The organism is Methanococcoides sp. NM1, from assembly GCF_900774285.1.
GTDB lineage: Archaea > Halobacteriota > Methanosarcinia > Methanosarcinales > Methanosarcinaceae > Methanococcoides > Methanococcoides vulcani.
This window is the reverse complement of sequence record NZ_CAAGTW010000002.1, coordinates 148247-161966: the sequence shown is the minus strand read 5'-3', so window position 1 is coordinate 161966 and position 13720 is coordinate 148247. Positions and strand designations below refer to the sequence as shown.

Sequence of the window (13720 nt, the reverse complement as noted above, 5' to 3'; positions counted from 1 at the left end):
TATCACTGCTCCGTGTTTACCTTGATCGCTGTTGGGTTCACGAGGTACTTCTCAGGTGTTGGATAGTGGTTGAAACCGTGTGAATAATACCTGAACCATTCCTGCACATCCTTGAGCATTTCCTTCTCGTTTGCGTCCGGAACACTCACATCGGTGTAGTAGGTTCTCCTTTCAGGGATCATTGTGATCTCACCGTTCTGGCAGACGACCTGTCCGTCCTTGATGGTGTATTCAGCAGTGCTGAACTTGTTGATCAGATCGGAGTATTCCCTTGTGTCGATCTTGCTTGGATCAATGTCGTAGATAGTGACATCACCATCTGCGCCGACACCGAAACTACCCTTTCTGTGTGCCATACCGATAGTCTTTGCTGTGTTGGCACGGGTCATGATAGCAATATCGTAAAGGGACATTTCCCTGTCGACTCCACCGAGTGTGCTTCTGTCGTTTGCCCACTTGTGGCATTCACTGAAGGTCTGGTCCCTGAACTTCTCGGACATCAACCAGGTCATAACGAGTGGATATTTGGTGAATGGACCACCGTTTGGACTGTCGGTTGTCATGATAGTCTTCCATGGATCATCGACCAAGAGCAGGCATTCAAGTCCCATTGCCCACTGGGTACTGTGGACCGGGTTGCTCTTCAGGTATGTGAATGGACAGACACCGGCACCACATTCGAGTTCAACATCAGTGTTTGACCATTTGCCACCGGTGAGCACAGAGAGATCGTGGATGGAAGGACCATCACCGGTCATACATGTTGCTTCACCGAATGGAACACAACCACTGTCAATTACAACGTGGTCGGTGCTGTTGATATAATCGGTAAGAGGTTTGACACCGGACTCGAAGTCACGCCAGGATGTACCGCCAAATGCATTGAACATCATGTGTGTAAGGTAGACTGACTGATCCCTACTTGCGTCGATCTTTGTCTCTGCCCACTCGACATCCATGTCCTGCTTTGCTTTTACACTGCTGGAGATCTTCATGGATTCCTTTGTAGTCTCAAAGTTTCCAGGGTGACCAAGGTTGTTTGCGTGAAGGTGCATGGACATTGGCATACCGAGCATCTCATTGACCTCAGTAAGTCCTTCGATCATCTCTCTTGGAGTGATCTCGAAGTGGATGTTTGCCTCGTCAAGGGAAGAAACGTTCTTACCCCATCCCCAGTTCTCCACACCGGCCGGATTGACACATTTTATACCATATGTCTTGTGGGTCTTCATCATCCAGGAAACGTATGCTGCTGCCCTGTCGATATCGCCTTCCTTCAGGTAGCGCATCATGAACCAGTTGTTACCAAGAACAAGATATCCACCCATGTCAAGCATTGGGATAGAGCGCATCTCTTCGTGTGTGTGGCGTGCTTCCATAGGAGGAACGGCTGCCTCGAAGACGGTTGTGTATCCCATCTGTGAGTATTCATATCCTTCCATGTAGACAGATGGTACGGTCTCGCCTGAACCGGAGTGGGTCATTGCGGTCTTGCCCATGGTTGCCTTGTAACCATCCTCAGGACGCATCATCCTACCGACATTGACCTTTGCGCCTGCAATGTGTGAGTGAGAGTCAACACCACCAGGCATTACGGTCTTGCCTGTTGCATCAATGACCTTAGCATCTTTCATATCAGCATCTGAAAGTTCAGATACGACCTTACCGTCTTTAATGAAAATGTCCTGCTTTTCACCGTTCACTTCGTTGAGCGGATCATAAACAGATCCATTTTTAATTACAATAGTTCCAGCCATTATTCCACCTCATTCTTCTCAAGCCATATTGCGGATGTCGGGCAGATCATTGCACAGGCACCACATGAGCCACATGCTTCCTGATCGATGACCTTGACAGTACCATTCCTTACCTCAAGCAAAGGCTTCTCGTCAACATCGTTGAGCGCACCAGCTGCGATGAACTTTGAGGAGTTTGCATTGACAGGGCACACGATGACACAGTTACCACAACCAAGGCAGGCATCTTCGTCGGTCTTAAGTACAGATGTCAGAACAGGTGTTGCTGATGGCTTGTTGAGAAGCTTCTTCTCGAAGACGGTCTTCTTTTCCATAGCTGTAAGAATCGCGGTCTTCTGCACATCGATAGCATCTACAGGACATGCGACTGCACAGGCACCGCAATACAGACATGCATCCGGACGCTGTGCGACCTTGTCAACTCTCTCACCAATATCCCATTCAGGGTTGAACAGTGCATTGCATGGACATACATCCACACATGTGCGGCATGCCTGACAGACATCCTCATCACGTACCCAGGTACCTGCAAAAGGCTTCTGGACAGCGATAGCATCTTTTGGACATACTTCAGCACACCATCCACAGTGTACACAGGTGTCGTTGTCGATGATAGTCTTACCATCCACACGTGCGCTGCCATCGTTTGCGAGCCACTGCTGGACCTCTATAGCACCCTGTGGACAGATCTGTTCACAAAGACCACAGTGTACACAGTCGTCGTTCACAGTTGTTGGTGCGATAGTGCTGCACAGGAAGTTATCGCCACACACAGGCTTTCCATCTTCTCTCATCTCAAGAGCGCCTGTTGGGCATATCTTGGTACACATTCCACATGTAATGCAGGTGTCTGTAATGTCCAGGAAGTCCTTGTTGATAAGTCCCCTGGCAACAGGTCCCACGGAACCTATGATCAGGGTGTCCTTAGGACAGACCATTGTACAGGTTCCACAACCAATGCACTTGTGTGGCAGATATACCACTTGCTTGTTATCTTTTGTCGAAACCACTATTTCGTTCATCTAATCTACTCCGTAATTAATGCTCATGTCTGCATGCTTCACAAAGTGCTTCCCCTTCGTACCAGACAAAGCTCTCTCCACATTTGTCACAAAGCTTTACTTGCTTGCTTTTTTTGATCGGTACTTCGATCTCTGTAAAAGTATAAGAATAAATATTCTCTCCGGCTTCAAGAGCTATCGGGACAACAACCTCATGAGGCACTTTCTCAGTGTTCATGTACCATGCATGAAGTTTCGGGTATGCCTTTGTCTTTTCAGGATCAAGGTATATCCTTACAGCAGGCAACTTTGTATCACCCGGTGCACCACGCTTGTTGACCGTAACAGCCATCTTTCCATAATCCTTTACCTTCATCCCCTTATTCCCGGTGGTAGCACCCTCGAGTATCTGGAACGGGTCAGGAACACAGTTGTATGTCTCTGCTATAGCGTAAATGCGCTCACCTTCCTTAACATCAAGGAGTCTCTTTGCCATATTGAGCATCTGCAGACCCATAAGTGCCCCTGTGCTCAAATAGCCGTGGAAAGGTATGATTTTCTCCACCTGTAAAAATAGCTCTGGATCTTGTTCTTTTATCTGTTTGAGAATATTATCCATATTGTCATCCATATGAAGACCTCTTGAATGTGAAAGTACTGCATCGGATCGGCCGGATCCTTAAAACGGTATTCAATACAACCGCCTGTAATGCTAAGGAACATAACGGTGAAAAATATATATAGTTTATCATTGCCGGCAAAAACGTGGCAGGGACTGATAAATGATCAGGGATATTGAGTGGAATATATTGCAAATATATTAGATGGGAACAAAGTTCCCAAAATAGATCCCTTGCTCAAAAATCAGTTCAATTTGTAAGGCTACATACTAATTACTCATTCCACAAGCTCAGCTATCCTGCCCAGTAGCCCCTTCGCAGCTTCCTCGCTGGGAGCATGCCTTACAGTGATCTTGCCACTTTTATAAACGAGGACCATCATAGCACCGGAAGTGAAACGGATAGCTCCAAGCTCCTCAGAACAACGTAAGAATTTGATAGATTCCCCTTCCTCTGTTTTTAGAGCTCCGCATGCCTTTGATATATCTATCTCATTATCAAGTTGTGCGATCACATGCTGAATATCCGGACCGCTTTTACAGGGAGTAATAGACCTTATTTCCATATTTACCAAAAACCCGTTTTAGAATAAAAAGATCAAAAGAAAAGCATCAGGAGATGAAATCCACCGTGACGCTTTCAACATCCCAGAGAGCTTCCAGCTTCTCAATGATGTCCTCTTTTATTGCGGCTGCGAACTGGTGATGGGACGGAAGGTCAAGCACTACCCTTACATTGCCTTCATTGACCACGATCTTCATCACAAGTTCGGTCCTGATGATGTCCAGACCCTTTATCGGGTTCATCACATGTTTCAGGCGCCTTCTGACAACTTCCTCATCGGTTGGCTCTTTCTCCACAACCATTCCATGCTTTTCCTCATAGTCACGTATAGCGGAGCGAAGACCTTCTACTGCCAGTACAGAACAGTGTGCTTTGACCGCAGGAAGTCCGCCAAGTGCTTCGGAAGCTTGCTTCCATGTGATCTTCTTGGCTTCATCAAGGGTCTTTCCTTTTGCAAGGTCAGTAATAATAGAAGCTGTAGCAATGTTGGATGCACATCCATAGGATTCGAAGGAGATATCTTCAATAACAAGGGAATCCGGATTCACTTTCAAGTAAACAGCAACCATGTCCCCACATGCTGCACTGCCTTCGAGACCCTTCCCATCCGGATCTTCCATCTTACCCACGTTATGCGGGTTTTTGAAATGCTCAAGTACCTCTTTACTATAAGGGAAATTCATAGGACCACCTCTTGTATTCCTCGATATTGATTTACTCATCTGCTGACAGCGGGCTGATAGCCCTTAGATTAACAATAACTTCCTTCAACGCATCAATAATAGAATCTGCATCTTCCATGGTGTTAAACCTTCCAAAACTGAAACGCAATGACCCGTGGGCCCGCTCATGGTCGCCACCTATACCAAGTATAACATGGCTTGCCTCAAGTGAGCGACTAAAACATGCTGAACCTGTGCTCACGGCAAATCCCATCATATCCAGATGCAGCGTGATAGATTCACCTTCAACATAATGGAATGTTATGTTGGCGTTCTGTGGCAGCCTGCTTGTAGCACTGCCATTAAGCGTAACGCTGGGTATCTCGGCCTGTACTCTTTCGATAATGCGATCCCTCATTGCTTTAAGCTGCTCATTCTCCTCAGGAGTTACCAGTTCAACAGCAGTTGCAAAGCCTACAGCACCTGGGATGTTCTCAATACCCGCACGCAGGTCAAACTCCTGGAAGCCTCCGTCCATCCACTTGTTGATAGGAGTCCCCTCTCTTATGTACAGGGCTCCAACTCCACGAGGACCATGTATGGTATGTGCTGAGACCGTTACAAGATCAACAGGGATCTGGTCTACGTCAAGAGGGACCCTTGTGAAACTGTGAGTTGCATCAGTATGCAGCAGGACCTCCTTTTCTTTACAGATATCTGCTATGGCCTTAATGTCCTGTAATGTACCGATCTCCTGATTTGCATGCTGGATAGAGACCAGTGCAGTCTGCGGAGTAATAGCAGCCTTAAGCATTTCAAGATCGACGACCCCTTCACTATCAACGCTTATGAAATCTACCTTGTAGCCATGCTTCTCAAGCATCTTTGCAGTATTCAGTACGGAAAAGTCTTCCATGCGGGATACGATTATGTGATCATCTTTCTTACCCTTCAATGCAGAAAGGACTCCCTTTATTGCCATATTGCTCGATTCAGTGCTTCCCGAAGTGAACACCACCTCATTGGCATTTGCACCAAGAGCTGATGCAATTACCTTCCGGGACCTTTCAAGTCCTTCCTTGGCATCAATGCCCATTGAATAACCGAATTCGGAAGTAGCAACTGCATAAGTATCAAAAAAATACGGGTTCATTGCCTCAAGTACCCTCTCATCCAATCGAGTACTGGCAGCATTATCAAGATATACGGTTTTGTCGAACATCTGGCAAACACTCCTTTGATCAAATAAATATACTAATGTTGAACTTACTCTGCCATGAGATACAATAGACAACTACAACAAACAGCCTTAGCAGAGAGTAAATGATATACAGAGATTATATTGGCAACTGTATAAAGCGTTAACCATTTAATATAAAAGTAAGAGGTAAAAGGATGAAGCAGCATCAACTGCTCATCCAAAAAGATTATTGGGATCTTACGATCTCTTCAGCGATCTTTGCAGCTTTTACACCGGACTGCAACATACCACCAAAGGTTGGACCCATTCTGGAAAGACCAAAGCATGTAGCTGCAGCCATTCCCGTAACTACGAGTCCAGGGAAAAGCTTTGAAGTGTTATTGACCACAGCATCTTCGGAATTCTCAACATCCATTCCTGAGAAACCTTTAAGATCTACCAGACCACGGCCCGCCAGGGAGTTGGCTACAACTGCGTCATGTCCTGTTGCATCAATAAGGCATTTTGCTTCGATGGCCACAGGATCTACACAGGTGATGGCACGTGGTAACGCTGAGACCGGTGTCCAGTTGGTAACAGCACCGCAAACACGTCCGTCCCTGAGAACCACATCATCGAACTTGTTCATGTTTAGCATGAAAGCACCTGCATCACAGGCGGCTGATATCAACTTAGAACAGGCAGATGGTGCATCTGCGACATAGAGACCTTCCTTTATGTTAGGTACTTCCTTGTAAGGAACACCAAGCTGGTCAAAGATCTTCTGTGCAGGCGCTCTTACTGTAACCTTGTTCATAAGGTAACCACCTAACCAGAAACCGCCACCAAAGTAATTATTGCTCTCAAGCACAACGGTCTTTATACCATTGGATGCAAGGTCTCTTGCTGCCACAAGACCACTTGGTCCTCCGCCAACAATGATAACATCACTTTCGATGTGGGACAGGAAATCCCCAAGGAATTCTTCAACTATCGAACGCGTAATATCTTTTTCAGTTGCTTTTGCGAATTGATTCATTTCTTCACCCATTTATAGAGATGATCGGTAAATTGCCAGAAGATGTAAGTGCAATCTGGTCCGCAAAAATGAGCCAGATATTTAGCCTTACATCTTATTTCAAAGGCCGGAGTGAGAATCGAACTCACATACTCCGATCTGCAGTCGGACGCATAACCACTCTGCCATCCAGCCAGCAGATGTGGATTCACTATTGTGAAGTCACAATCGTGAATATATGTCGATTCTATATATAGCTTATGTTGCAAGCAAATTGAGAAGAATATCAACAAAGAATGAAACCTGCTTTTGTCAAAAGACCGGTAAAAAGTGATAAAGAAGTTGAAATTACATCAGTTTCACTACATCGATTGATGAAGTGGAAATATCAAAAAGACATAAATAAGGATTGAAGGAAGAAATGCAACAAATTACTATTCGATCTTTTCAAAATATATAGCACAGGTCATTCTTCCGCAGGGCAAGCGCCCTCACCCCTTCTTAAATGCCTGCATATTTCACAGATCTTCGCAGAGACATTATCCACCTTGCCTTCCTGTATCTCAAGAGCAAGACGTGCTATCGACTCTTTTACATCATCATCGAACTCTATACGATAGCCTCGTTTTTTTGTCAGGTACTGAGATACGGCAGAAGGGGCCATACCAAACATTTTTGCAACTTCCTTCTGTGCGATCCCGTTCTTCACAAGTTCCATCGCAAGAGCTGCACGGATCGCAGGGAGGATATCCCATACAACTGCCTGACAGGGAGTTTCCAGATTCATAATATCACTTACGCTATGCTATAGCACATTACACACTATATAGCTTTCATAGCATATGGCTTTGTAACATATATAGGTATTCACTATTGTGAAATTCTATAGAGTGAATAATATAAATAGAAGATGTTTGTAAAGATTGATCGATCTGGAAGTGTTTACTCTTATGTGGCTACATTATAGGTATAAGAGTTAAATAAAATATGATATTATATATTGTCAATTGATAAATAAAATTTATAGATCATAATCTTAATCACTAAAAGAGGGGTCCCATGTTCAGGAAAGCTTTGGTCATACTACTGATGATGCTTTGTGTGTTCTCTGTCACAGCATCTGCATATACGCTTGACGATATCGAATGGAAGTCTACAGAAACAGCTACACTCCACTGGGGGCATAGTTTCGAAAACGGAGAAGCAAAAGATGATTCCTATGATACATATGTGATCAAGGCAGAGGATTTTGCAATTGATGGATTTGTATCTATATCCCTATCAAAGGACGGGGAGATCAAAGACATTGCCTCCCTCGGTTTCGCTGACAGCTGGGAATACAGGGATGAAGAGAATGGGCAGGATATAAAACTCGTTGTCAAGGAACTCAAGACCAATATCGATCAGTGGACCGGTAACATGGAAGACCCTACTGTGAAGATAGAAGTATACAGAAGAGGTGTTCCTGATTTTGACATTGACATCAAGACGGAAAAGAACGAGTATGATCCAAGATCCCCGAGCAATCCAAAAGAAGTGGTCACTACAATAACGGTTAAAAATAAAGGATATGCAGAAGCAGAAGATGTTGAGGTTATCATCGATCCTGCAGGAATGGAACTGGCCAATGGAGATCTCAAGACCAGCATAACCAGATTAGTTAAAGATGAGACATCTGAGCTTATAGAGGTCAACCTTGAAGTACCCCACCTGTGGGAAGAGACAGATCTCGAAATTGAAGTGACTGTACGAGCCAAAGATATCAATGGTGACATCCACGAAGACAGTGAGAAGAAGACCATAACGGTACAGCCAAAAGCTGAACTAATACTTACAAAATCAATTGCTGAAGAACTCTACATGGACGAGACGGCATACGTAAAGGTCGCTGTCCGTAATTATGGGATCTACAGTATAAATTCAGTTACAATAAAAGATACTGTACTTTCCAGTATGGAGCTGAAAGACAGTATCACACTTGAGAAAACGGTGTCATTCAACCCTGGAGAAACCATTGAAGTCTTCTCCTATGCACTAAAGCCCATCAAACCTGGAAGTTATACATCACCTGAAGCAGTTGCAACGTTCTCAGCATCCAATGATAAAACCTACACATATGAATCAGAAGATCCGAAAATCGAGATCAATGGACCCTACATCACCCTAACCCAGAAACTCGATAAAACAAAAGTGGAACCTGGAACCGAGGTTAAAGTCACTGTAACCGCTAAGAACGAGGGGAACAGGGATGCGAGCACAAGAGTATCCTCTACGGATTTCCCGGAAGGTACAAGTTTTGTAAGTGGTGAAACTACTTATGATAAAGTATTGGGAAAAGGCGAATCCGGAAGCTATTCATACATTCTCAAGATGGATGAGGAAGGAACTTTCAAGATCTCACCTGCAACTGCAACATTCGTCGATATGGAAAGCTACAAAGGTGAAAAGATCTCTAACATGCCTGAAATAACGGTCGAGATCCCTGAGCCTGAAGAAAGCTCAACTTCATCAGGTACAAGCAACCCATCGAACGATGGCAGTTCACAACCAGGAACTGAATCAAATGAAGAGGTCGTGGAACCTGGCTTTGAATCGATTTTCGCAATTGCTGCGCTTGCTGGTGTTTATCTGGCAATAAGAAGGAGAAAATAAATAGATCATGCATGTGAGAATACAAGTCTGCCTGATCATTTTATTTGCCACACTCCTATGTGCAAATACAGCCATCGCCTCGTCCGATGATGACACGGACTGGAACGAATAGGTCAACTATACCCTTTACTGGGGCGATAGTATCGAGGTAGATGGCTTTTTGATCAAGGCGAATGATTTCTCAAAGGCAAGACCTTTCGATATTGAAACAGATTACGTCATGCTTACCATCAACTCCGATGAATCGGAAGAATGGAGTGCACTGCTCTCGGTCAACAACAGCCAGATACCCAACACTCAGATCTTTGGTGAAAGACTGAACATAACTGCTTTTGAGGTCGTTACGGGAAATGATATTCCAGCACCCTATACAAAGATAGGGGTTTCTACGCTTAACATTACAGAGGAAAAGGTCGATAGCTGGATCAACAATACCATCTCTGTGACCAAGGCAAAGTACAAAAATACCTACATTGATGAAAGGGTCTTCATTGCAATCCAGATCAACAATCTTCGGAATCTGGAATTCCAGGGCGTCCTGATAAACGAAACGTTACCTGAAAATATTCTAATGGACCCTGATATCAATGTGGACCAAACGATCAATATAAGTCCATATTCAAAAAACACGATCCAATATTCTGTCAAAGCACTACGGCCTGGAAACTACACCATCCCACCCACTGAGATCGAAATTGTAGACCATGGGATAAAGTACTACCAATACACCAACTCAACAGAACTAGTTGTATACGGACCATACATCAATGCTACAAAGACAGCCACAGTTGATGGAAATAATCCACAACTTTTTGATATCACTGTAAAAGTGAAGAATGAAGGTAATCGTGCAGCATATGTAGAGATCAAAGATGAAATGTTGCCAAATTCAGTTGTTATGGAAGGAAAGACAGCAACTGAGATGGTCATCTTCCCCGATAAAGTAAAAACCCTGGAGTATTCTGTAAGGATCGAAGACTTTAAAGTAAATCCAATAGTCCCTTCAGCAGAAATATACTTCTCAGACTCAAAAGGATATTCTGACACTTTTAAGACGAAAAGATTCTACTTATTTGAAGAAGAGGTAGAAATACCAGAATCCATCGAAATACCGGAACATGATCTGGAAACGGAAGTTTCTGAAGATACCACCGAAAGTGATGGAGAGGACAGTGAATACCCTTCATTTGGACGTATCCGATCTGTAAAGGACATCATCGATAACACGATGAGAATAATTAATGAAGCACTTGAATACAAGTGAGTATTCATATTCCATATCGAACGAAATCTTTTTAGCCATCTCAATAGTTTAGGCTACAGGAATGAGACATGAAAAAAGAACAAGGATTTGAAAAAGCTAAATTCGAGATAATACTCTCGGGAAGATCAAATGTTGGAAAATCATCCATCATACGAGAGCTTACGGGTAAAAAAGTAAAAATCGGCAAGCGTCCGGGTGTCACGCTAAAACCTGCCCATAGCCTGCGCTCTGACCTACTAATTACGGACCTTCCCGGATTCGGTTTCATGAGCGGTGTGAAGGATCGAAAGCAGGACATCGTGAAGGACCAGATCGTACGTTACATCGAGAATAATGCAGACAGGATAAAGATAGCAGTCCTTATCATTGATGCAGTCTCATTCGTAGATGTGGTCGAACGCTGGGAAAGCCGCAATCAGATACCTATCGACATCGAAATGTTCGACCTATTCAACGAGCTTGGATTTGATACCATTGTCGCCATAAACAAGATGGATAGAATAAAAGACGTAGAACAGCAAGAGAGACTTGATGGTATCGTTGAAAAACTTGGCCTGACCCCACCCTGGAACCAATGGAATTACATAATCGCTCCAACAAGTGCAAAAAAAGGAGACATCAAAGCACTTAAGGGGCTAATCCGAAAGCGCCTTCACGATATTAAGAGAGATGACCTTTTCAAATATATCTGAGATAACTATGAAATAAATATGGGATAAATGAGATTGTCTTCATTTATCTACAATTTAAGTTAATCTATGACTTACTTACTTTTATTTTCTTACCTTACGTGGAAAACAGCACCGATATCAAGTGCTATCTTTTCACATTTTTTAACATCAATGTCATTGAAACCCACAACGGTCATACGAGTCTGAATTCCCGCTGCAATGGCATCTCTTGTAAAATCCAGCATAGCATTATAGGAACCCTCAAAAGCAGGTCTGCATAACTCATTATATTTGCTCTCGGATTCTGCATTAAGGCTCACAGAAACCTCATCAAGACCTGCTTCTTTCAACTCAGCCACAACATTCCTTTCAGGATAAAGTAACTGGGCATGGCCATTGGTATCAAGTCTTACCTTCACATCCCTTTCCTTGAGCCAGCGAGTGACCTCCAACAGAACATCAAAACGGAGTGTTGCCTCACCGAACCCTGTAAATACCACTTCCCGGTATTTACCCAGATCGATCGACTCCAGTTTATTCAATATATCCTCTACAGAGGGTTCTTTTTTAAGACGGAGATCGTAACCGTAAACTCCATCTGAGACATCGCGTATGCAGAAAACACAACTTGCACTACATCTGTTGGTTATGTTAAGGTACAGGTTATCATGCCCTTCATAGCAAAGTGTACCAACATTCTCGAGATTTCCATCAAATTCGTTTTCTTTCATTTACAACCTCTTGTCTTTACATCATTGTTTTCCCAGCAACCAGACTCTATAACTGGAAATTTCTCATGAGGAACATTCGGTGAAAGGAAATACATCCCTGCTTTAGAACCATTATCTAACAATACATCTTCCCTGAAGAACCACTTTCCTTCAAGATCATCGATGGCATTTAATGTTTCACGATCCACATTAAAAAGTTCACCTGATATCCTTGAGGTAGGTTCACTCATCACCACGCCGGGAAAATCCTTCATGTCCAGCATCCGAAATCTTTCCTTTGTACAATTCTCAGATACAAGAACAGAATTCCCAAGTAAATGGTGGTTACAATATCCACTTTTCAAAGTACCGTAAACAAATAAAAGGCTCATTTTATCCCAAAGTTCATCTTGATGAGACCTTTCCTGACCGCATCCGGTAGCTGGCCACACTGTAATGCCTTCATATGCTCAGGATCGATCATCTTGATCGCTGCAGACATCATTGAATCAGAGCGCATGAGGTTATCCATCAGTTTTCTCACATAGACAGCGGTCTTGATCTCAAGTCCCATCTCTTTTCTCCAGCGCTCGTCATAATCTGTTAGTTTGCATTTTCCTTCAAGGAAATCAACGACAGTCTGACCAGCTATCTTTCCGCCAACCATTGCAGTGGATATACCTCCTCCATTGGTAGCTATGATATGGCCAGCCGCATCACCGGCAACAAGCGTATCCTTTGTAGCGGTCACTTTAGGAGCACCGCCAACAGGCACAAGCCCGGAAACAACGGAAAGGATAGAACCTCCTGTCAGCTTCTTGCTGGCTATCGGGTGCTCATACATGAACCTTTCAAGATAATCCCTTGCAGACATGCCGTTCCTGAACAGGACTTCCCTGATACCTACTCCAATATTGGCAGTATCGCCTCCCTGGGAGATCACCCATGCATAACCACCGGGAACATAATCTTTTCCAAAGTACATCTCTACAGCATCCCGGTCAACATTCACACCGCTTATCTCATACTCAAATGCTGTACCTGTACCCATTGGATCGGGATCACGCACAAGTCCCTTTGCTTTTCCAACGATCGAATTTGGACCATCAGCGCCTATGAGAACTTTCCCGTGGATCGTATGTTCACCGAAAACACCATCGACCTTAACAGTAGTACCATTTACCTCAAGGACATTGGTACCTGCCATGAGCTGTGCACCGTATTTGCCTGCCTCTTTTGCAAGGTACTTGTCAAACCTGCGCCTGTCGATAGCATCAGCATCTACTTCAAATTCCTTGGAATTACCATTCGGAGCAATAAAGCGCTGTACGCTGCTTGAAGCATAGATACATTCCGAAGGTATTGACTCAAGAGTAAAGGGAAGCTCAGCATTTGGAACAAGCTCCTGCAGAGTATCAAGATGAGGAAGGAAACCACCACATTGGAGTGGTATACCAATATCCTTCTTTTTATCAATGAGAAGTACGGATGCACCTGCCTGTGCTGCATAGGTTGCAGCTGTAGAACCGGCAGGCCCTGCACCAACAATGATCAGATCATATGAGTTTTCAGGCGTCATGGGAATGTGTTCTATAAGAGTGATATATTATAAATCTGTTTC

Annotated in this window: 14 protein-coding genes and 1 tRNA gene; 3 read left to right on the top strand and 12 right to left on the bottom strand. The window is 43.9% G+C overall.

The genetic code is table 11. The annotated features are described in order from the left end of the window. Window positions 1-2: 2 nt before the first annotated feature. From E7X56_RS02770 to E7X56_RS02730, 9 genes are all read right to left on the bottom strand, one after another. Window positions 3-1757: a formylmethanofuran dehydrogenase subunit A gene (locus E7X56_RS02770; protein WP_135604641.1), complete on the bottom strand. Its 1755-nt coding sequence runs from the start codon at window positions 1755-1757 to the stop codon at window positions 3-5. Further along, window positions 1757-2779 carry a 4Fe-4S binding protein gene (locus E7X56_RS02765; RefSeq protein ID WP_135604639.1) on the bottom strand — a complete coding sequence of 341 codons (1023 nt, stop codon included), beginning with the start codon at window positions 2777-2779 and terminating at the stop codon, window positions 1757-1759. Before E7X56_RS02765 ends, E7X56_RS02770 begins: the two co-directional genes overlap by 1 nt. Window positions 2780-2795: 16 nt before the next feature. Next, complete coding sequence (locus E7X56_RS02760) at window positions 2796-3389, bottom strand: FmdE family protein (protein WP_135604636.1); 594 nt, start codon at window positions 3387-3389, stop codon at window positions 2796-2798. Window positions 3390-3655: 266 nt separating this feature from the next. Continuing rightward, on the bottom strand, window positions 3656-3943 hold the full coding sequence (locus tag E7X56_RS02755; RefSeq protein WP_135604634.1) for a hypothetical protein: 288 nt from the start codon (window positions 3941-3943) through the stop codon (window positions 3656-3658). A 46-nt stretch (window positions 3944-3989) separates the two neighbouring features. Beyond that, complete coding sequence (locus tag E7X56_RS02750; RefSeq protein ID WP_135604632.1) at window positions 3990-4625, bottom strand: iron-sulfur cluster assembly scaffold protein; 636 nt, start codon at window positions 4623-4625, stop codon at window positions 3990-3992. 31 nt (window positions 4626-4656) lie between these two features. After that, window positions 4657-5826 carry a cysteine desulfurase family protein gene (locus E7X56_RS02745; RefSeq protein ID WP_135604630.1) on the bottom strand — a complete coding sequence of 390 codons (1170 nt, stop codon included), beginning with the start codon at window positions 5824-5826 and terminating at the stop codon, window positions 4657-4659. Window positions 5827-6031: 205 nt separating this feature from the next. After that, a complete protein-coding gene (locus E7X56_RS02740) occupies window positions 6032-6823 on the bottom strand; it encodes a sulfide-dependent adenosine diphosphate thiazole synthase (protein WP_135604628.1) in 792 nt (263 codons plus the stop codon). A gap of 103 nt (window positions 6824-6926) precedes the next feature. Beyond that, window positions 6927-6997, bottom strand: a tRNA-Cys gene (locus E7X56_RS02735). Window positions 6998-7268: 271 nt separating this feature from the next. Further along, window positions 7269-7589, bottom strand: coding sequence for a transcriptional regulator (locus E7X56_RS02730; RefSeq protein WP_135604626.1), 321 nt, complete (start codon window positions 7587-7589; stop codon window positions 7269-7271). Between the two features lie 272 nt (window positions 7590-7861). On the opposite strand from E7X56_RS02730, the gene E7X56_RS02725 reads away from it, so the two are divergent. The 3 genes from E7X56_RS02725 (at window position 7862) to engB (ending at window position 11410) form a co-directional block, all read left to right on the top strand. Then, window positions 7862-9454: a BatD family protein gene (locus E7X56_RS02725; RefSeq protein ID WP_135604624.1), complete on the top strand. Its 1593-nt coding sequence runs from the start codon at window positions 7862-7864 to the stop codon at window positions 9452-9454. 160 nt (window positions 9455-9614) lie between these two features. Beyond that, window positions 9615-10718 (top strand): hypothetical protein, encoded by a 1104-nt coding sequence (locus E7X56_RS02720; protein ID WP_135604622.1) that lies wholly within the window; start codon window positions 9615-9617, stop codon window positions 10716-10718. Between the two features lie 68 nt (window positions 10719-10786). Next, window positions 10787-11410 carry a GTP-binding protein EngB gene (engB, locus tag E7X56_RS02715; RefSeq protein WP_135604620.1) on the top strand — a complete coding sequence of 208 codons (624 nt, stop codon included), beginning with the start codon at window positions 10787-10789 and terminating at the stop codon, window positions 11408-11410. An 89-nt stretch (window positions 11411-11499) separates the two neighbouring features. Here the strand turns inward: engB and E7X56_RS02710 are convergent, their stop codons facing one another. Genes E7X56_RS02710 through E7X56_RS02700 form a run of 3 tightly spaced genes read right to left on the bottom strand, consistent with a single transcriptional unit; the run spans window position 11500 to window position 13678 of the window. Continuing rightward, the gene (locus tag E7X56_RS02710; RefSeq protein ID WP_135604618.1) at window positions 11500-12120 is read right to left on the bottom strand and encodes a TatD family nuclease-associated radical SAM protein; all 621 of its coding nucleotides are present in this window, start codon (window positions 12118-12120) and stop codon (window positions 11500-11502) included. Beyond that, the gene (locus E7X56_RS02705; RefSeq protein WP_135604616.1) at window positions 12117-12491 is read right to left on the bottom strand and encodes a gamma-glutamylcyclotransferase; all 375 of its coding nucleotides are present in this window, start codon (window positions 12489-12491) and stop codon (window positions 12117-12119) included. Before E7X56_RS02705 ends, E7X56_RS02710 begins: the two co-directional genes overlap by 4 nt. After that, entirely contained in the window at window positions 12488-13678 is a 1191-nt protein-coding gene (locus tag E7X56_RS02700; protein ID WP_135604614.1) for a geranylgeranyl reductase family protein, read from the bottom strand. Before E7X56_RS02700 ends, E7X56_RS02705 begins: the two co-directional genes overlap by 4 nt. Between the last annotated feature and the right edge of the window lie 42 nt (window positions 13679-13720).